17 protein-coding genes and 2 pseudogenes are annotated in these 16,794 nt (G+C 71.0%); 7 read left to right on the top strand and 12 right to left on the bottom strand.

Going from position 1 to position 16,794, the window contains the following annotated elements:
* The first annotated feature begins 103 nt into the window (after window positions 1-103).
* Complete coding sequence (locus AC0KTA_RS37880; RefSeq protein WP_481052723.1) at window positions 104-1,000, top strand: LysR family transcriptional regulator; 897 nt, start codon at window positions 104-106, stop codon at window positions 998-1,000.
* Between the two features lie 34 nt (window positions 1,001-1,034).
* Here the strand turns inward: AC0KTA_RS37880 and AC0KTA_RS37875 are convergent, their stop codons facing one another.
* From AC0KTA_RS37875 to AC0KTA_RS37860, 4 genes are all read right to left on the bottom strand, one after another.
* Window positions 1,035-1,901: an AraC family transcriptional regulator gene (locus AC0KTA_RS37875; RefSeq protein WP_481052722.1), complete on the bottom strand. Its 867-nt coding sequence runs from the start codon at window positions 1,899-1,901 to the stop codon at window positions 1,035-1,037.
* A gap of 158 nt (window positions 1,902-2,059) precedes the next feature.
* The gene (locus tag AC0KTA_RS37870; protein WP_481052721.1) at window positions 2,060-2,926 is read right to left on the bottom strand and encodes an alpha/beta fold hydrolase; all 867 of its coding nucleotides are present in this window, start codon (window positions 2,924-2,926) and stop codon (window positions 2,060-2,062) included.
* Window positions 2,923-3,546: a TetR/AcrR family transcriptional regulator gene (locus tag AC0KTA_RS37865; protein ID WP_481052720.1), complete on the bottom strand. Its 624-nt coding sequence runs from the start codon at window positions 3,544-3,546 to the stop codon at window positions 2,923-2,925. The genes AC0KTA_RS37870 and AC0KTA_RS37865 overlap by 4 nt, the downstream gene beginning before the upstream one ends.
* A 307-nt stretch (window positions 3,547-3,853) precedes the next feature.
* Window positions 3,854-4,126 (bottom strand): hypothetical protein, encoded by a 273-nt coding sequence (locus AC0KTA_RS37860; protein ID WP_481052719.1) that lies wholly within the window; start codon window positions 4,124-4,126, stop codon window positions 3,854-3,856.
* A gap of 93 nt (window positions 4,127-4,219) precedes the next feature.
* Between AC0KTA_RS37860 and AC0KTA_RS37855 the strand changes: the two genes are divergently transcribed.
* A complete protein-coding gene (locus AC0KTA_RS37855) occupies window positions 4,220-4,549 on the top strand; it encodes a hypothetical protein (RefSeq protein WP_481052718.1) in 330 nt (109 codons plus the stop codon).
* A 17-nt stretch (window positions 4,550-4,566) separates the two neighbouring features.
* Here AC0KTA_RS37855 and AC0KTA_RS37850 read toward each other — a convergent pair whose 3' ends face one another.
* Both AC0KTA_RS37850 and AC0KTA_RS37845 read right to left on the bottom strand, forming a co-directional pair.
* On the bottom strand, window positions 4,567-5,898 hold the full coding sequence (locus tag AC0KTA_RS37850; RefSeq protein ID WP_481056700.1) for a cytochrome P450: 1,332 nt from the start codon (window positions 5,896-5,898) through the stop codon (window positions 4,567-4,569).
* A 150-nt stretch (window positions 5,899-6,048) separates the two neighbouring features.
* A complete protein-coding gene (locus tag AC0KTA_RS37845; RefSeq protein WP_481052717.1) occupies window positions 6,049-6,417 on the bottom strand; it encodes a MerR family transcriptional regulator in 369 nt (122 codons plus the stop codon).
* Window positions 6,418-6,512: 95 nt separating this feature from the next.
* On the opposite strand from AC0KTA_RS37845, the gene AC0KTA_RS37840 reads away from it, so the two are divergent.
* The 4 genes and pseudogenes from AC0KTA_RS37840 to AC0KTA_RS37825 all read left to right on the top strand — a co-directional run bounded on the left by AC0KTA_RS37840 (window position 6,513) and on the right by AC0KTA_RS37825 (window position 10,155).
* Window positions 6,513-7,583: an alkene reductase gene (locus AC0KTA_RS37840; RefSeq protein ID WP_481052716.1), complete on the top strand. Its 1,071-nt coding sequence runs from the start codon at window positions 6,513-6,515 to the stop codon at window positions 7,581-7,583.
* Between the two features lie 99 nt (window positions 7,584-7,682).
* Window positions 7,683-8,469 (top strand): annotated as a pseudogene (locus AC0KTA_RS37835) (N-acetyltransferase).
* Window positions 8,470-8,676: 207 nt separating this feature from the next.
* The gene (locus tag AC0KTA_RS37830) at window positions 8,677-9,423 is read left to right on the top strand and encodes a nucleotidyltransferase domain-containing protein (protein ID WP_481056699.1); all 747 of its coding nucleotides are present in this window, start codon (window positions 8,677-8,679) and stop codon (window positions 9,421-9,423) included.
* Window positions 9,424-9,429: 6 nt separating this feature from the next.
* Window positions 9,430-10,155 (top strand): nucleotidyltransferase domain-containing protein, encoded by a 726-nt coding sequence (locus tag AC0KTA_RS37825; RefSeq protein ID WP_481052715.1) that lies wholly within the window; start codon window positions 9,430-9,432, stop codon window positions 10,153-10,155.
* 55 nt (window positions 10,156-10,210) lie between these two features.
* Here AC0KTA_RS37825 and AC0KTA_RS37820 read toward each other — a convergent pair whose 3' ends face one another.
* Together AC0KTA_RS37820 and AC0KTA_RS37815 are read right to left on the bottom strand one after the other, a co-directional pair.
* Entirely contained in the window at window positions 10,211-11,407 is a 1,197-nt protein-coding gene (locus AC0KTA_RS37820; RefSeq protein ID WP_481052714.1) for an acyl-CoA dehydrogenase family protein, read from the bottom strand.
* Window positions 11,408-11,449: 42 nt separating this feature from the next.
* The gene (locus AC0KTA_RS37815) at window positions 11,450-11,932 is read right to left on the bottom strand and encodes a flavin reductase family protein (RefSeq protein ID WP_481052713.1); all 483 of its coding nucleotides are present in this window, start codon (window positions 11,930-11,932) and stop codon (window positions 11,450-11,452) included.
* 115 nt (window positions 11,933-12,047) lie between these two features.
* On the opposite strand from AC0KTA_RS37815, the gene AC0KTA_RS37810 reads away from it, so the two are divergent.
* Window positions 12,048-12,752 carry a FadR/GntR family transcriptional regulator gene (locus AC0KTA_RS37810; protein WP_481052712.1) on the top strand — a complete coding sequence of 235 codons (705 nt, stop codon included), beginning with the start codon at window positions 12,048-12,050 and terminating at the stop codon, window positions 12,750-12,752.
* On the opposite strand, the pseudogene AC0KTA_RS37805 reads toward AC0KTA_RS37810, so the two are convergent.
* The 4 genes and pseudogenes from AC0KTA_RS37805 to AC0KTA_RS37790 form a co-directional block, all read right to left on the bottom strand.
* Window positions 12,682-13,020, bottom strand: a pseudogene (locus tag AC0KTA_RS37805) (MGH1-like glycoside hydrolase domain-containing protein); the annotation flags it as partial. The gene AC0KTA_RS37810 and the pseudogene AC0KTA_RS37805 overlap by 71 nt on opposite strands.
* A gap of 13 nt (window positions 13,021-13,033) precedes the next feature.
* Window positions 13,034-13,588: an LmbU family transcriptional regulator gene (locus AC0KTA_RS37800; protein ID WP_481052711.1), complete on the bottom strand. Its 555-nt coding sequence runs from the start codon at window positions 13,586-13,588 to the stop codon at window positions 13,034-13,036.
* Between the two features lie 728 nt (window positions 13,589-14,316).
* On the bottom strand, window positions 14,317-15,087 hold the full coding sequence (locus AC0KTA_RS37795) for a thioesterase II family protein (RefSeq protein WP_481052710.1): 771 nt from the start codon (window positions 15,085-15,087) through the stop codon (window positions 14,317-14,319).
* 124 nt (window positions 15,088-15,211) lie between these two features.
* Window positions 15,212-16,768 (bottom strand): FAD-dependent monooxygenase, encoded by a 1,557-nt coding sequence (locus AC0KTA_RS37790; protein WP_481052709.1) that lies wholly within the window; start codon window positions 16,766-16,768, stop codon window positions 15,212-15,214.
* Window positions 16,769-16,794 lie beyond the last annotated feature (26 nt).

Raw genomic sequence — 16,794 nt, 5'->3', positions numbered from 1 at the left:
GACCAATGATCGATCCGCTACTACACTGATCGCGAACGGTGATCAATGCTGGTCAGTGATTCCCGGAGCCCCGGAGTCACGGCGGTCAGGAAGACGGAAGGCCATGGAGCTGCGTCAGCTGCGCTACTTCCTCACGGTGGCGGAGGAACTGCACTTCGGCCGTGCAGCCGAGCGGTTGCACATCGTGCAGTCCGCGGTCAGCCAGCAGGTCCGGCGGCTCGAACGCGAGCTGGATGCCGAGCTGTTCACCCGCTCCACCCGCGTCGTCCGGCTCACCGAGGCCGGCAATCGGCTCCTGCCGTACGCCAGGGAGATGCTCGCCCTCCAAGCGCGCGCCCGCGAGGCCATCGGCGAACTGCGCGCCGAACAGTCCGCGACGGTGCGCCTCGGCACCAGCTCCGGTCTCGGTGGCTGGCTGGACGCCGTACTCACCGCGTTCACCCGGTACGGCGGCCACGCCCAGCTGGAACTCGTCACCAGCGGTACGGAGGAACGCCTGGCGCGGGTGCGGGCCGGTGACCTGGACGCCGCCCTGCTGCGCGGCGAACGGACCGACCCCGGCCTCGAGTTCCTGCCGCTGTGGCGGGACGCCGTGGTGGCGGCGCTGCCCGCGGGCCACGAGCTCGCCGCGCGGGAGACCGTCGAACTGGCCCGGCTCGCGGACCTGCCGCTGCGGCTCGCCCCGCGCTCCCGCAACCCCGCGCTGCACGACCTGGTGATGCGCTCCTGCCGGGCCGCCGGTTACACGCCCGTCCTGGGCCCGGAGTTCACCAACGACCAGGACACCCTCGCCGCCATCGGCCACGGCAGACCGTCCTGGACGGTCTTCTACGCCCCGCATGCCGATCAACTCCCCGTTCCCGGCGTGGTGTTCCGCCCCCTCAGCGACCCGGCGCCCGTCATACAGACCTACCTCGCGGTGCGGGAGGGTCCGCCCCGGGCGGCGCTGCGTGCCCTGATCGAAGCCTGCTATGAGGCGGTCGAGGGGGCCCGGCCGTAGGACTTTGACCAGGCCCCCTCCCCGTCAGGGATGGTCAGCCCTGTTCCCGCTCCACCGGAAGCCACAGTTCGGCATCGGCCTCGGTCTTGTCCTGCGACAGGTGGGTGCGCAGGATCTCTGGGCCGGGGCGGCTGCGGTACGGGTTGGACGGGAACCACTCCGTGAAGACGTCCCGCCACAGCTCCTGGACGGCCCGCGGTGCCGGTCCGGACGTGGTGAAGACCGCCCACGTACCGGCCGGGACCGGGAGAACCGTGGTGCCTCCGGGGGCGGCCGCCGACGTGATCACCCCCTGGTAGTAGTCCAGCTCCGTGCCTTCGGCGCGACTCGGGTCCAAGTCGTCGCAGACCGCGAGCACACCCTGCGGCTCCTGGTCCGACAGCTTCTCCAGGCGCTCCAGGGCCCCCGGTTCGATCCCGCGGACGAATTCGATGATCGCCTGGTTCGGCCCCGCGTGCACCAGTGGCACCCGGGTCTTGAAGCCGACGACGCTGAAGTCCGGCTTGTCCACGACGCGATAACGCATGCTGCTGCTCCCTTCGACGGTGAGGCGGAAGGTCAACCGGGGCTGGGAGACGAGCGCGGCGCCGTCGCGCCGGGCCTCGCCGGGACCGACCCCGTGCATGGCACGGAACGCCCGGGCGAACGCCTCGCCCGAGCCGTAGCCGTAGCGCACCGCGATCTCCAGCAGCGACGCACGCCCCGCGAGCACTTCGGCACCCGCGACGGTGAGCCGACGGCGCCGTACGTACTCCGACAGCGGCATGCCCGCGAGCGCGGAGAACATCCGGCGCAGGTGGTACTCCGACGTGGCCGCGACGCGCGCCAGCTCGGCCACGTCGATGTCCTGGTCGAGGCGGCGCTCGATGTGCTCCAGGGCCTGGTTGAGACGCTCCAGCATGCCCGGTCCCCTTCCTCTTTCGCGATCACCACGCTAGGCAGCGGGCGCCTGGCCGGACCCGACATCCTGTGCCCGATCGGGTCGGGTACGGGCGGCTCCTGATCTGGTCGAGTACGCCTCGTCTTGCGACCGGGGGCAATCCGAGGCCTGAGCCGTGCTCACTGAGCTCCTTCCAAGAAGGGCACGATCGCATCGATGAAGTGCTCGTTCCGATCACTGGCCACCATGTGCCCCGCGTCCGCCACATCGACCCGCCGCGCGCCCGGAACCCTGTCGCAGAACTGCTCGGCGATGTCTTCGCGCACCACGTCGCTGATCCCGCCGCGGACGAGCAGGATCGGTACGTCGGCGTGGCGCGCCGCGTCGAGGAGGCGCTCCGCCATGCCGGGCGGATCCATCCGGCCCTCGAAGCCGTCCACCAGCCGGGGGTCCCAGTGCCAGACCCAGCGGTCGCCGTGGCGGCGCAGGTTGTTCCGCAGCCTCTGGATCCTCTCGGGGTCGGCCGGGCGTGGGCGGTGCGGCAGGTAGGCCGAGACCGCCGCGGCTGCTTCCCCGACGTCGGCGAATCCGTCCGGCCGGCGGCGCATGAACTCGACGATCCGGCGGGCCCCGCGGGGATCCGGTCGATGGGCGACGTCGACGAGTACGAGGGCGCGAATCGCCGCCCGGGGTGACTCTCCGGCGGCGAGCAGCGCACTCAGGCCGCCGAGCGAGGCACCGACGAGCACCGGCCGACCGCCGATTTCGGCGACGAGCGCCCGGATGTCCCCGGCGAACAGGTCGAGGTCGTAGTCGCCGTCGGCCGACCATTCGCTGGTGCCGTGCCCGCGCAGGTCCGGGGCGATGACCCGCCACCCCAGCCTGGCCAGTCGAGCGCCGGTCCGACCCCAGGCGTGCCGCGTCTGGCCGCCGCCGTGCAGCAGCACAAGGGGCGGCGAGGACGCCTCGCCCCACACATCCGCCGTGAGCCGGATCCCGCCGCGGCCCACGAAGCTCTGGTGCCGTGGCGGCGCGCCGGCCGTCATACCGTGCCCCGTGTCCGCAGCGGCGCAAGCAGCTGCTCGCGGTAGGGATCGGCGGCCGCCGCGGCGAGCGCGACGTCCAGCGCGAGCAGAGCACGTGCGAGGAACCGTTCGTCGTCGATCAGGGCGGCGACCCACTGATGCAGCGCCCCCACGCACGAGGTGCCGACAACGGAGGCCAACGCGCCGGTGTCGATGTCGGCGCGCAGGAGGCCCTGTGTCCGTGCGTCCGCCATCACCTGGCGAAGCTGGGTGAGCGGACTGCGGTCGAGTACGAGGCCGCTCTGCTCCCACTCACGCACCATGCGGCGCGACACGACCGGGTCGTCCACGAACAGTTGGACGGTCGACCTGACGACCTCGCGCGGGCCGACGGCTTCCAGCACCGCCAGGCGGCGCTCCAGTTCGTCCATGAACCCGGCGGCGAGCGCCTCCCAGATCTTGTCGCGCGGTCCGATCAGGTTGTACACGGTGGCCGGGGCGACCTGCGCCCGCTCGGCGATCCGCTCGGTGCTGATCACCGAATCCGGGCTCTCCCGCAGGAGTTCGCGCGTCGCCTCGAGGATCCGGATCCGCCGCTGGGCCTTGCGCTGCTCACGCAGTCCCCCTTCGACCGACCGCATACGCGCCCACCCCTTCCCCTGAAATTTAGAGAGCACTCCAAATTTAGAGAGGTCTCTGAATACGTCAAGGGGCGAGGGAGCACACAGACCGCCCGCCGCGAGGCCGAGCCGACGGTCAGAACCTCCCGGCTAGAGCACCGAGCGGCCTGTGGGTGCCAGCCGCAGGGTCCGGGGGGCTGCCGTCTGTTCTCGCTCGACGCTCGGCAAGATCTCGGAGGGTCTTTGGGTCTTCGGGCGCGGGCTTCCCGGCCGGTTCGGTCGGGGCCGGGCGTGGATCGACGGTAGGACGCGGGTGTGTCAGGGGCTATCAGCTGCTGGACGGCTGTCGCACGCGCCTGACCGGGATGAGCCAGGGCGAGGCGCGGGCGCTGTTCTTCGCCGGGCTGCCCGGCCCCGCCGCCGACCTGGGACTCGCGGCGGAGGTGACGGCGGCGCGGCCGAAGCTGCTGGCCGCGTTGCCCGCAGGGGTGCGCGAGGAGGCGGCGCGGACCGCGTCGGTGTTCCACCTGGACGCTCCGGCCTGGTACCGGGAGCCCGAACAGAGGCCGTATCTCACCTTGTTCGTCGACGCGGTGCTCACCCGACGTGTGGTGAACGTGCCCTGGGCCGGATCGGCCTCCGGCAGGCCGGCCGTGAGGTATGGCTGCGGAGCTGTGCCGCCCTCCTGTGCGCGGTGGCCGCCGCCGCGTACACCTTGGGCCTGCTCGGTGTCACCGCTGCGATCGCGGAGGCGGAGGACGGCGGCACCGACTCGTCACCGATCCGGTCCTGCCGTACACCGGGCTGGCAGGAGCGGGAGACGACGACCGACGGGATCATCGACTTCACGGTCGACTATCTGCCGCTCCGTTTCGTCTGCGAGACGAGTGACGGCGGCAGCTACGCGACCGACGCCGTTCCCGGTTACGTCAATCCGGCCGCGCTGGGTTTCGCGCTCGCGGCCTTGGGTGTCGGGGCTGCGGCCCGGCTTGCGAGGCCGCGCGTGCCGTCCGGTGACGCGTGATCAGCGCGGGCTCACGGTCATGCCGAGCGCCGTGGGCTCACGAGCATGCGGATGTCGTCGGCCGCCCAGAGCACGAACCGTTCGATCGGTGTCACCGACTCGTGCCCTGGTGCGGGCCGGAACCGGAAGCGGTTGAGCAGGACGGCCAGCACCAGTTCGGCCTCGACCATGGCCAGCGCGGCGCCCTCGCAGCTCCGGGGGCCGAGCCCGAAGGGGATGTAGGCGAGCCTCGGGCGCTTGGCGGTCTCTTCCGGGGTGAAACGCTCGGGTACGAACTTCTCGGGCTCGGGCCAGTACGCGGGGTTCAGGTGGACGGCCCAGAACGGGTAGAAGATCGTCGCCCCGGCCGGGATCTCGTAGTCGCCCAGGACGAGATCCTCGGTCGTCTCGCGGGCGCCGTAGGGACCGGGCGGGTACAGCCGCATCGACTCCTTGAGGACCATCTCCAGGTACGTCAGCCGTCGGAGGTCGGCGTACTCGGGCGCCGCCCGGTCACCGAGTACGCGGTCCAGCTCGTCGGCGACGCGGGCGGCCGCCTCGGGGTGGCGTGCCAGGAGGTGCAGCGTCCAGGAGACGGCCACCCCGGTGGTGTGGTGGGCGGCCAGCATCGTCACCATGACGGTGTCGCGGATCCGCGCGGGGCTCTCACCGGCCTCGACCAGTGCCCCGATCAGATCGCTCCTGTCCGTGCGGCCGCCGGAACGATGCGCCGCGACCACCCGGTCGACCGTCGCGCGCAGGAAGGCCAGGGCCTCCTCCGCGCGCCGGGCGCGTTCGTCCTGCGTACCCGGGACCGGCACGTGGTAGAGCCGTCCCAGATATTCGGTGAGTACTTCCTCGAACGCGGCGATGACCTTGTCCGGGTCCGCGGTGTCGACGTCACCCCCGAGGGCGTACTCGCTGATCATCCGCAGCGTCAGGGCGGTGAGGTCCTTCTGCAGCTCGACGGGTTCGCCGTCGGGGCGCGCGGCCCAGTCGTCCGCGAGCGCCGTCGCCAGCTCGGTGAACCGCGCGAAGTGCCGTTCGTGGGAGGGACGTCCGGCAAGGACCGAAAGCAACACCCGTCGCCAAGGCGTGTGTTCGTCGGCCGGGATCACCTGGAGATTGCCGGCCTCGCAGAGCGGGGCCAGGAACTCGAACAGCCGCTCCGGCCGTTTGTCGATGTGCGCCGTCGCCTCCAGCAGTACGGGGTCGGCGACCGACACGGCCGTCTCGGCGCCCGGAAGCTGGAACCGTACGACGGGGCCGTACTCGGCGTGCAGCCGCAGCTGGTACGTGTGCAGTCCGCCCGCCGCCGTGACGGCACCCACTCCGCCGTCCGTCCGGGGCTCGGGGCCGGGGATCCGCATGGTGGCGCCTCCTAGCGGGCAGTTGGCGTCGTCGGCGTCGAGCACGAGCCTTCGGCGTACGCACGTGACTTCGGCGAGCGTCGAGGCGCCCCCATGGTGCCTCCTCCGCTCACCGGGGACGGCGTCCTCACCTCACCGGGGACGGCGTCCTCACCGAGGACAAGGACGCCCCTGTTTCCACGATACGGCCGCCAAGGTGATGGCCGCGTCCAGCCGGTTCCGGGCCTCCAGCAGGCCGTCGATCTGTCCGTCGATACGGGCCCGCTCGGCGCGCAGCCGCTCCAGGAGCTGCGGGGTCACTTCCTCGGCCTCGATGCATGGCAGCAGTTCGACGATCGTCCGGCTGGCGAGTCCGGCGGCGTACAGCTGCTGGATGAGCCGGACCCGCTCGACCGCTGCGGCCGGGTAGTGGCGCTGGCCGCTGGGGCTGCGGTCGGAGGCGAGGAGGTGCTGCTCCTCGTAGTAGCGCAGCGCTCGTACGCTCACGCCGGTCGCGGCGGCGAGTTCGCCGATCCTCATGGCCCCCCTTGAGTTACTTGCCTCTGACGTCAACGTCAGGTTTTAGCGTAGCCGACGTACCGCCCATTCGTCGGCACAACGCGAAGGACACCACTGTGACCAGCCTGTTCGACAGCTTCCAGCTCGGGAATCTGACGCTCCCCAACCGCATCGTCATGGCCCCCATGACGCGGGCCCGCGCGTCCGCCGACGGCATCCCCGGCGCGAGCGCGGGTACGTACTACGCGCAGCGCGCCACCGCCGGACTCATCGTCAGCGAAGGCGTACAGCCCAGCCTCACCGGCCAGTCCAACCCCAACACCCCCGGCCTGCACACCGACGAGCAGGTCGCCGCGTGGCGGCCGGTGACCGCCGCCGTCCACACCAACGGCGGCCGCATCTTCGCCCAGCTCATGCACGGGGGCCGCGTCGGCCACCCCGACGTCGCCGGTCACCATCCCGTCGCGCCCTCCGCGATCGCCCTCGACGCCCCGCTGTTCACCGGCCCCCGCGGGCGCCGGCCCGCCCCGGTTCCCCGGGCCCTCTCCACCGCCGAAGTCAGGGGCGAGGTACAGGTCTTCGCCGACGCGGCCCGGCGCGCCGTCGACGCCGGATTCGACGGCGTCGAGCTCCACGGCGCCAACGGCTACCTCATCCAGCAGTTCCTCTCCTCCAACACCAACCGGCGCACCGACGCGTACGGCGGATCGGTCACCGGCCGCATCCGCTTCACCGTCGAGGCCGCCGAGGCGGCCGCCGACGCCATCGGGGCCGACCGCGTCGGCCTGCGCCTCTCCCCCGGCGGCCACGTCTGGGACATCGCCGAGGACGACGTCCCCGAGCACTACACCGCCCTCATCGAGGCCCTGGCGCCCCTCGGCCTCGCCTACCTCCACCTGCTGGTCACCACCGAGGAGGACACCCTCATCGCACTCCGCAAGGCCTGGCCGGGCGCCTTCATCATCAACCCCGGCGGCCAGATCGGCCCGAAGGAGACCGACCAGCCCCTCGGCGAACACTGGCTCACCCAGGGCGCCGACCTCATCAGCTACGGCCGCGCCTACGTCGCCAACCCCGACCTCGTCGAACGCTTCCGCACAGGATTGCCACTCCAGACCGCCGACCCGGACACCTGGTACCAGGGCGACCTCACGGGATACACGACGTACAGCAGCTACCAGCACTGAACTGCCGGTTCCGGCAGCCGTTCTGCGCCAGTCGGGCACACTGAGCAGGTAAGGCTTGAGAGTGGAGGGTGGGAGCCGAGCCTGGGGAGGAGAGCCCTCGTGGTGGACGTCGGCGGGATCACCATCACGTCGTGTGCGGAGCGTCCAGAGCTCATCGCGCGCCTCTATGAGATCAACGAGGACTGGCCGGCCTTCATGGCGCATGACCCGGTCGGCAGGTCCTTGTTCAGCCGCGTCCGCGAGGAATTCCCGCACTACTGCGTCGTGGCGACCGATGGCGGGCGCGTGGTGGCCCGTGGCCAGAGTGTGCCCTTCGACGCCGCGTCGCCCGGCCGTGCGGAGTTGCCCGATCAAGGTTGGGACGGCGTGCTGGTGTGGGCGTACTCCGATCGTCACCACCGCCGTACGACGACCGCGGCCTGCGCCCTCGACATCACCGTCGACGTCGGCTGCCTCGGGCTCGGCCTCTCCCGGCGCCTGCTGTCCGCGCTGCGCGCGGCCGCCTTCCGGCAGGGGCACGACTCGTTGTTCGCACCGGTCCGCCCCACCGCGAAACATCGATACCCCCGCCTGCCCGTGGACGACTACATCCAGCGGCGCCGCGACGACGGACTGCCGATCGATCCGTGGCTGCGCGTGCACGTCCGGGCCGGCGGGACCATCGAGAAGGTCGCGCCCGCTTCGATGACGATCAGCGGGTCCCTCACGCAGTGGCGTCAGTGGACGGGCCTCCCCTTCGACCGCGACGGCGACGTCGATGTGCCCGGGGCGCTCGTGCCGGTGCACTGCAGCACCGCACATGACCAAGCTCTACGTCGAGCCCAATGTGTGGGTCCGCCACGACGTGCGCCACGACGCGAGTGGCCACGCGATCCAGACCTCGTGACGCCGACAGCCGCCACCCCGCCCGACCGGCCTCGAACAGAGACGATATGGTCGCCCCCATGAAGTGATGATCCAGGCGCACCCGCCCACCCGACGCCGTCCGAGCCCGCGCTCCGGCGTTCAGCAGGTGTGCCCGCAGCAGCAGCCCGCACCCCGCCTGCAACAGCAGCGGCGGCTCATCATCCGCTTCGCACGATCGGACCTCTCCATGACCGACGACCTGTTCCTCGACCACATCGCCGACCGGCTCGCCGCCCTTCCCTCCGTGTGCGCCGTCACCCTCGGCGGCTCACGCGCCCAGGGCACCCATACCCCCGACAGCGACTGGGACTTGGCCCTCTACTACCGGGGGAAGTTCGACCCGGACGACCTCCGTGCGCTCGGCTGGGACGGGGAAGCCTCCGAGGTCGGCGGCTGGGGTGGTGGGGTCTTCAACGGTGGCGGCTGGTTCACCATCGACGGCCGCAGCGTCGACGTGCACTATCGCGATCTCGACGTGGTCGAACACGAACTCGCCGAAGCGCGGCAAGGCCGCTTCCACTGGGAGCCGTTGATGTTCCACCTCGCCGGCATCCCCAGCTACCTGGTCGTGGGCGAACTCGCCGTCAACCAGGTGCTGCGCGGCAGCCTGCCCCGGCCCGAGTACCCGAAGGCCCTGCGCGAGACCGCTCCGCCCGAGTGGCGGGGCCGCGCAGCCATGACGCTGCAGTACGCCAAGTCCTCGTACGTACCACGCGGTCAGGCCACCGAGGCCGCGGGCGCCATCGCCACCGCCGCCCTGCAGACCGCGCACGCCGTACTGGCCGCCCGCGGCGAATGGGTCACCAACGAGAAGCGGCTCCTGCGGCGGGCGGGGCTGCGCGGTGTCGATGACGTGATGGCGGAGTTGCGGCCGCGTCCCGACGCCCTGGCCCGCGCGATCGCCGACGCGGAGGCGCTGTTCCTGGCACGATGAACGTCCATGAATGATCATGAGACGGCTCAGGCCGAGGCCTTGCGGCTGGTCCGGGCACGCTTCCCGCACGCTCTGGGCGCCGTGCTCGGAGGCTCCGCCGCCCACGGGCACGCCACCGCGACCAGCGATCTGGACGTGGCCGTCCTCCTGCCGGACTCCGACACCAGCCGGCGGGAGGTGGTCCGCCACGACGGCCGCCTCGCCGAGCTGTTCCTCAACACCCTGGCGGACATACCGGAGTTCTTCGCATGGGACAGAACCCGCCGCCGCGGCACCGTCCTCTTCCTGTACGACCAGGGCCTCCCCCTCACCGACCCGCACGGCCATGTGGCGCGTACGCGGCGATTGGCCCAGGAGGTGCTCGCGTCCGGGCCTCCCCCGCTCACCGCGGCGGAACGCGAGCACGGCCGCTACGTCCTCACCTGCTTCATGGACGACCTGGTCGACACGCCCCCGGCCGACCGCCACGAGCAACTGGCCCTCGCCGACCACACCTTGGGCAAGGCCGCCCACCTGCTCACCGCCCACCACAACGCCTGGACAGGCATCGGCAAGTGGCTGCCGCGCAGGCTGCTGCAGGCGGACCCGGTGCGGGGAAAGGCCCTGCTGGACGGCCATCTGGCCGTGGCCGAGCAGGCGGACGCCGCTCCGTTGGCGGACGCTGTCGAGGACGTGCTGGCGCTGGTCGGCGGGCCCTTGCGGGAGGGGTACGCGCACGCGTGGAGTCCCTGAGGCCCGGAGCGTTTGAGGCCCGGAGCGGTGTCGCCGCCGCTCCGGGCCGGGCGTCTCACACGAAGGGCGTGATCCGCTCCTCGACGCCGAGGAGCGCCTTGCCGTACATCTCCATGCCCACCGCGGGTGTGGCGACCGCGTGCCGTCCGGCGGTGCTCGCGTCCCGCCAGATCCGCTGCAGCGGATTCGCGTCGGCGAACGAACCGCCGCCGTGCACGTCGAGCAGGGTGTTGATGGCATCGAGGACGTTCTTGATGGCGTGCCCGCTGTCCGCCCGGATCCGGAGGCGGGTCAGCACGTCGAGGTCGCCGCCGCGGGCGGCGGCCTCGTCGATGTCCGCGGCGGCCCGGTGCAGATGCAGCTGCGCGGTGTCGATCCGCAGCGCGGCCTCGGCCAGCTGGAGCTGTACGGCGACCGAGTCGGCCTGCGTCTCGTAGTAGGTGTACGAGATCGGCTTGGTCAGGGCCTTCTCGGTGACCAGCTTCAACGCGGCGCGCCCCATGCCCACTTGGGGCCCGGCGAGGCCCAGGGCGAGGAGCGGTGCGAGGGGCGCGCGGAACAGGCCCGTCGACCCGTGCACCGCGGGCAGCTCGCCGTCGATCGCACACGGCACGGAGATGACGCGGTGCCCGGGCACGAAGACGTCCTCGGCGATCAGGCAGTTGCTGCCGGTGCCACGCATACCGGCGACGTACCAGACGTCCTGCATCTCCAGGTCCGTACGCGGCACAAGGACCATCGCCTGGTCGACCACGGCACCGCTCTCGTCGGTCAGCGGTATGCCGAGGACGGCCCAAGTGGAGTGCCAGGAACCGGAGTTGTAGTACCAACGGCCGGACATCCGCCAGCCGCCCTCGACCTTGCGGTTGGTGGCGGTGGCAGGGGTGAAGACGCCGGTGACCCGCGCGTCGGGGTCGGCACCGAAGACTTCCTCCTGGGCTTCGAGGGGGAACAGGCCGGCCAGCAGGTTGCAGGTGTTGACCACGGCCACGACCCATCCCGTGGAGCCGTCGCCCTCCGCGAGCGCGGCCGGCACGTCCACCAGGGTGCGCATGTCGGCCTCGAATCCACCGAAGCGCCGCGCCACGGTCAGCTTGAAGAGGCCCGCGTCCGTCAGCGCGTCGATCACCTCGTCGGTCACCCTGCGCTCCGCGTCGATCCTGGCGGCGTGCTCACGCAGCAGCGGGTGCAGCGCGGTGGCCCGCGCCACCAGCTCGGCGGTGGTCGGGGCGGCAATGTCGGTGATGGTCATGTCTGTCTCCATAGCCTTGAACACGTTGTGGGATGAGGGGAGTTACGCGACCGGAGCGAACGCGGAGTGCGTGCCGAAGGTCCGGTGGCCGTAGACCAGCGGCGCCGCCGTGGCCGTACGGGCGTGGACGACCGTCCCGAGGAGCAGGAGGTGGTCACCGCCCTCGACCACCGAGGCCAGCTCGCACACGAGCCAGCCGGGCGCGTCCGGCAGTCGCGGCAGCCCGTGGTCGTACTCCCACCGGACCTCGGCGAAGCGGTCGGCCGACCGGCGGGCGAAGCGCAGCGCCAGCGCTTCCTGGTCCGCGCCGAGCACGTTCACCCCGAACCGCCCGGTCGCCAGGATGCGGGCAAGCAGCCCCGAGCCGCGGTCCAGGGCCAGCGACACCATCGGCGGGCGCAAGGACAGCGACGCGAACGCGCTGACGGTCGCCCCGTGCGGCACCTCGTCCTCGGTGGCGGTCACGACGGTCACCGGGGCGCAGACCCCGGCCATCAGGTCCCGGAAGTCCTGCTCAGCCATCATGGCGTCCTCCAATCCATCATGATGATTACGGTGATCATGCACGGGGGTTCCCAAGAGCGTCAAGGGGTGCGATGCTATTGGCCATAATCAATAGCCTTGAGGATGGGGAGACCCTGTGGGAGCCGCAGACGACACCCGAGGGGGCGTCGAGCCGCCCGCGCTGCGGCGCGGCGAGTGGGAACGCGGCGCCGCCTCCCGCGCCGAGGTCGCCGCCGAGCGCATCGCGGCCCTGGTCGCGGACGCGGAACCGGGACAACGCCTGGGCACGAAGGAGGAACTCCGCGCCACCTGCGGAGTGTCCGTCGGCACGTTCAACGAGACCTTGCGGCTGCTCCAGTCCCGCGGCCTCGTCAAGGTGCGCCCCGGCCCGGGAGGCGGCCTCTTCGCCGCCGAACAGTCACCCATGCGCCGGCTGGGCAACTCCGTTCTCGCGCTGGACACTCAGCAGCCGGACGGCACGCGCGCGGAGGAGGCCCGGCGGATCCGCGACGCCCTGGGCCCGCTCCTGGTCGAGGACGCCCTCTGGCACGCCGCTCCGGCCGATGTCGCCGCGCTGCGGCGGGAGTTGGCGGACCTGGCGAAGGCGGCGCGGACATCCGACCCGGCCGCCTTCGCCGCCGCCGACCACCGGCTCTGGACGCGCCTCGCGTCCGTCAGCCCCAACACGCTGCTGCGCTCGCTGTACGCGACGCTCCTGCCCCTCACCGAGCCCGCCGCCGTCGAGCAGCTCCAGGACCGGTTCGAGCACCTCACCGCACTGGTCGACGCCCTCGAAGCCCGTGATCGAGGCCGGGCGCTCGAACTGGCGCGACCCGACTGAGGCGGCCCACCGGGCTCCGGGCCGACAGGCGGCGCGCCGTGGCCAGGAGTCGGCCCGTCAGCGCCCTGGCCTGCGGCGCGTAGCCGTACCGCCGTAGTCCCGCCTGGGCGAAATACGCCTGGTCGAGCCAGACCGGGCCGCGCCAGTAGCGCTGCGGGGCGAAGTGGGGCGAGCTGCGGGCGACGGTCGGGAAGGGGACGGGGGTGGCGAACTCGTCGGGGTCCGTCAGCTTGTCGCGTACGGCGACTGCCTGCGCGGGCGATGCCGTGCCGGTCCACCAGTCATTCGTGGGGGAGCGGCCGGGCCGTCTCCTTCAGCATCTGGCCGGCGGCGGCGTCGAGCGTGGCCATCACCCAATCCTCCAACTCGGCGCCGGTTCGGGCCGCCGCCTTGTGCCACCGCTGAAGCCGGTTGTCGGGCACGGTGAGCCGACGTGTCGTCTCCACGGCGTCCGTCGGCTGCGTGGCGCCCTCGCGCTGGACCCGGATGGCCGTACGAAGTTGCTTGGTGGTCCACCTCATCCGCTCGGCACGATTGAGCCAGGTCTCCTGCTCATCGACGCATAACGACGCCAGCTCGGCATGGTGCTGGAAGCTGAGTACGTGCCGCCGCCGATACACCTCGAACTGCCGGGAGACCCAGGCGTAGTTGCGCATCGTCTGGTACCGGAGCCCAGCTGCCTGGATGCCGAGCTGATAGCGGTCGGCGAAGTGATCCTTGCCGTAGACGAGCCAGTCCCCGAGCCACCAGCAAGACGAGTTGACCAGCTCGGAGAGCCGGCGTCCGGCACGTTCCCACTCCTCGAAGGGCAGTCCTATGGGTATGTGCAGCCCCACCTTTGTGGTGCGTACCTGATCGCACCCGGACTCCGCCCCGCCGGCCCCTCCGGCCCTTTCCCTGGCTTCCGCAGTTCTGCCGAACAAGGTCGCTCTGGAGTCTTCGCAGTCCTCAACCTGCCGTGTCATCACGCCTCCGTTTCAATGCGCGTATCGACCAAGCGGATTCGGGGTGGCTCCCCATCGAACACGGAAAGCGTTCACCCCGTTTTCCGAACACACGCCGAATGCGGCGGCCACCACTCACAGATGAGCACTTCCGGCCTGAATGAACCGGGCATTACGCGGTCTCCCATGATGGCTGCGATGACCAACTACCGCACTCCCGAGTAGACCGCGGCATCGGCGCCGGTTCAAGGAACTTGGCGCCATCGAGCACGACTTTGCAGAGTCAGAGCGCTTCTCTAACTTAGCGATCTAGTACACTGATTGGCGGAATTTGATCACACGCGCAGGACCTGCGGCACCCTAGGATGTCCGCGACACGGACACACGCGCTCCGCATCCTCGGAGGCCAAGGCCTCATGGCCGTGTCGTCCACGTACCACAGCCGACAGCGCAAACGAGCGGCCACTCCTTCGAGGGTTGAGTGGAATCCAGCCTTTGTCCTGCCGCGAAGCACATGCCATCAATTCGGAATTGCCTCTGGAACAATTCACCCCTACTTCGCCCGCACGAGCGGTCGGCCTCCCCATCGGATGCCTTGCGCTGTGCCTGCCGCGCGCGCGTCAAGAGGCGGCCTCCTTACGGTGCTTGATACGGCCCAGTACGTCACTCAGGTCCGCCAGCAGCGCGGCCTCCTCGGCCACGAGGTAGAAGTGCCCACCGGGCAGCACCCGGAGCCGGAAGGCATCGTGCGTCAGGTCCTCCCAGCCGCGCATCTGCTCCGGGGTCACTTCGGGATCGTCGTGACCGGTATAGCCGTACACGGGGCAGTCGAGCGGAGGGCGGCGGCCACCGCGATAGGCGTCCACCAACCGGTAGTCCGCGCGAACCGCGGGGAGCACGAGCTCCCGTAGGTCGGGGTCGGCGAAGACCGGGGCACGGCTCTCATCGAAGCGCAGGATTTCCGTGATGATCTTCTCGTCCGTGCCGAAGAACTTCCGCATACCGTCCAGCGCATGCGGCGGACGTCTGCCGGACACGCACAAGGCGGCCGGCGGACACCCCCGCTCCTGGAGGCGCAGCGCCACCTCATGCGCCACCGAAGCCCCCATGCTGTGGCCGAACAGCACCAACTGGTGTCGCGTCAGCTCGCCAAGCGCGTCGGCTATGTCGTCCGCGAGGACCTCCAGCCCTGACGGGAACGGATCGGCGTACCGGTCCTCTCGGCCCGGGTACCGGACGGCGAGCACGCCGGTGTCCGAAGGCAGTCCCAGAGGCCAGGTGCGGTAGGCACTCGCCCAGCCGCCGGCATGGGGGAAGCAGACGAGTTTCGTGCCGCACATGTCGTCATCACGGAAGTGGCGTATCCACCGCTCTTCCAGCGGACTCCTCATCCCACCAGTCCCTTTCCGCATGCTGGAGGCAGGCAGTGATCAGCGCGATCGGCGAAAGGCGATGCTCGCAGACCGAAGGGGCGTAGGGCCTCCCCGGCGTGCACCGGTCATTGCGGGCGGTGCCTCACCTCCGTAGGGCCGGGCCGAACCAGGTGGCGAGGGCGGTCCGGAGCGCGGAGGTGTCGGGCGCGCTGCCGGCGGCGGCTGCCCAGGCGACATGGCCGTCGGGGCGGATGAGAAGCGCGGCGGGAGCGGGGATCTCACCGACGGCCGGGACGGGCCAGTGGTCGTCCTCGCTCCGCGCCTCGACGAGGTCGACGCGATCGGCCCAGCCCTCGGCGGCCGCCGCCACTTCGGCGCTGCCGTGCAGATCGAGCAGTACGGGGCGGGCGGCGTGCAGCAGCTCGTAGACGCGGCCGGCGCCGTCGGGCGCCTTGAGGTCGGCGTCGGGGACCCGGCGGCCCGCCAGCAGGTGGTCGCCGTCGGCCGGGTAGCGGATGTCCAGTGCCGTGAGCATGCCGCGCAGATACTGATTGACGTCGTCGAACACGATGAGCGAGGAGAACACGTCGCGCAGCGCGTCCGAGTGGGCGCCGGGACGGGCCAGGGCCGCCTGCGCCCGGGTGTTGTGCAGAACGCGCTCCCCGACGGGATGGCGCTCGGCGTGGTAGCTGTTCAGCAGGCTCACCGGAGCCTGCCCGCGCACCACCGAGGCGAGCTTCCAGCCGAGGTTGACCGCGTCCTGCACGCCCATGTTCAGCCCTTGCCCGCCGGCCGGGAAGTGGATGTGTGCCGCGTCGCCCGCGAGCAGCACGCGGCCCTTCCGGTAGCGGGCGGCCTGCCGTGCGGCGTCGCTGAACCGGGAGACCCATCGCGGGCTGTTCATGCCGTAGTCGGTGCCCGCGATCCTGACCAGCGACTCCCGGAGCTGCTCGAACGTCGTGGGTTCGTCGCGGTCCGCGACGCGGCCGTGCTCGGTGGTGATCACTCGGTACCAGCCCGGCTCGAAGGCGATCACCGAATAGTCGCCGCCCGGACAGCGCCGACCCCAGATGTAGTCCTCGGGCAGATCGGGGAGTTCGACGTCGCCGATCAGCGAGGTCATCGTCGCCGGAGTGCCGGGGAAGTCGATGCCCGCCAGTTTGCGCACCGTGCTGCGCCCGCCGTCGCAGCCCACGAGGTAGCGGGCACGCAGCGTCGCCGGTGCCGCCTGCGCCGTACGCAGCTCGACCGCGACGCCCGACTGGTCCTGGCGGATTCCGCTCACCTCTGATGACCAGCGCACCCGCACGCCGAGCTCGGCGGCCCACTCCTCCAGCAGGCGCTCGATGGCGGACTGCAGAATCATCAGCGGGTAGGGGTGGCGGGACTCGGACTCGTCGAATTCCAGCCGGAGACCGGAGAAGTGGCCCACTCCCTGCAGTTCGCCGACCGCCAGGAAGCGGTCCAGGACTCCGCGCTGGTCAAGCACCTCCAGGGTGCGGGAGTGCATCCCGCCGGCTCTCGACTCGCCCGTCCGCTCCGCGAGCCGGTCGACCACCACCACGTCGACGCCCGCCAGTCGCAGCTCGCAGGCGAGCATCAGGCCCGTCGGCCCGGCGCCCGCGATCACCACGTCCGTGTCCGTACCGGTGTGCCCCACCTCGTTCTCTCCCCCATTTCCATGCGTCGGTGACGTCATGAACTCACCTCCACCACAAAGTCCTC

This window comes from Streptomyces sp. Y309, from assembly GCF_056712025.1.
This window is presented reverse-complemented; position numbering and strand designations above follow the sequence as displayed.

What these genes read in the sequence shown, in the direction of transcription:
- AC0KTA_RS37880 (WP_481052723.1), top strand. Translation starts at nt 104, where the DNA reads ATGGAGCTGCGTCAGCTGCGCTACTTCCTCACGGTGGCGGAGGAACTG.
- AC0KTA_RS37875 (WP_481052722.1), bottom strand. Translation starts at nt 1,901, where the DNA reads ATGCTGGAGCGTCTCAACCAGGCCCTGGAGCACATCGAGCGCCGCCTC.
- AC0KTA_RS37870 (WP_481052721.1), bottom strand. Translation starts at nt 2,926, where the DNA reads ATGACGGCCGGCGCGCCGCCACGGCACCAGAGCTTCGTGGGCCGCGGC.
- AC0KTA_RS37865 (WP_481052720.1), bottom strand. Translation starts at nt 3,546, where the DNA reads ATGCGGTCGGTCGAAGGGGGACTGCGTGAGCAGCGCAAGGCCCAGCGG.
- AC0KTA_RS37850 (WP_481056700.1), bottom strand. Translation starts at nt 5,898, where the DNA reads ATGCGGATCCCCGGCCCCGAGCCCCGGACGGACGGCGGAGTGGGTGCC.
- AC0KTA_RS37845 (WP_481052717.1), bottom strand. Translation starts at nt 6,417, where the DNA reads ATGAGGATCGGCGAACTCGCCGCCGCGACCGGCGTGAGCGTACGAGCG.
- AC0KTA_RS37830 (WP_481056699.1), top strand. Translation starts at nt 8,677, where the DNA reads ATGACCGACGACCTGTTCCTCGACCACATCGCCGACCGGCTCGCCGCC.
- AC0KTA_RS37825 (WP_481052715.1), top strand. Translation starts at nt 9,430, where the DNA reads ATGAATGATCATGAGACGGCTCAGGCCGAGGCCTTGCGGCTGGTCCGG.
- AC0KTA_RS37820 (WP_481052714.1), bottom strand. Translation starts at nt 11,407, where the DNA reads ATGACCATCACCGACATTGCCGCCCCGACCACCGCCGAGCTGGTGGCG.
- AC0KTA_RS37815 (WP_481052713.1), bottom strand. Translation starts at nt 11,932, where the DNA reads ATGATGGCTGAGCAGGACTTCCGGGACCTGATGGCCGGGGTCTGCGCC.
- AC0KTA_RS37795 (WP_481052710.1), bottom strand. Translation starts at nt 15,087, where the DNA reads ATGAGGAGTCCGCTGGAAGAGCGGTGGATACGCCACTTCCGTGATGAC.
- AC0KTA_RS37790 (WP_481052709.1), bottom strand. Translation starts at nt 16,768, where the DNA reads ATGACGTCACCGACGCATGGAAATGGGGGAGAGAACGAGGTGGGGCAC.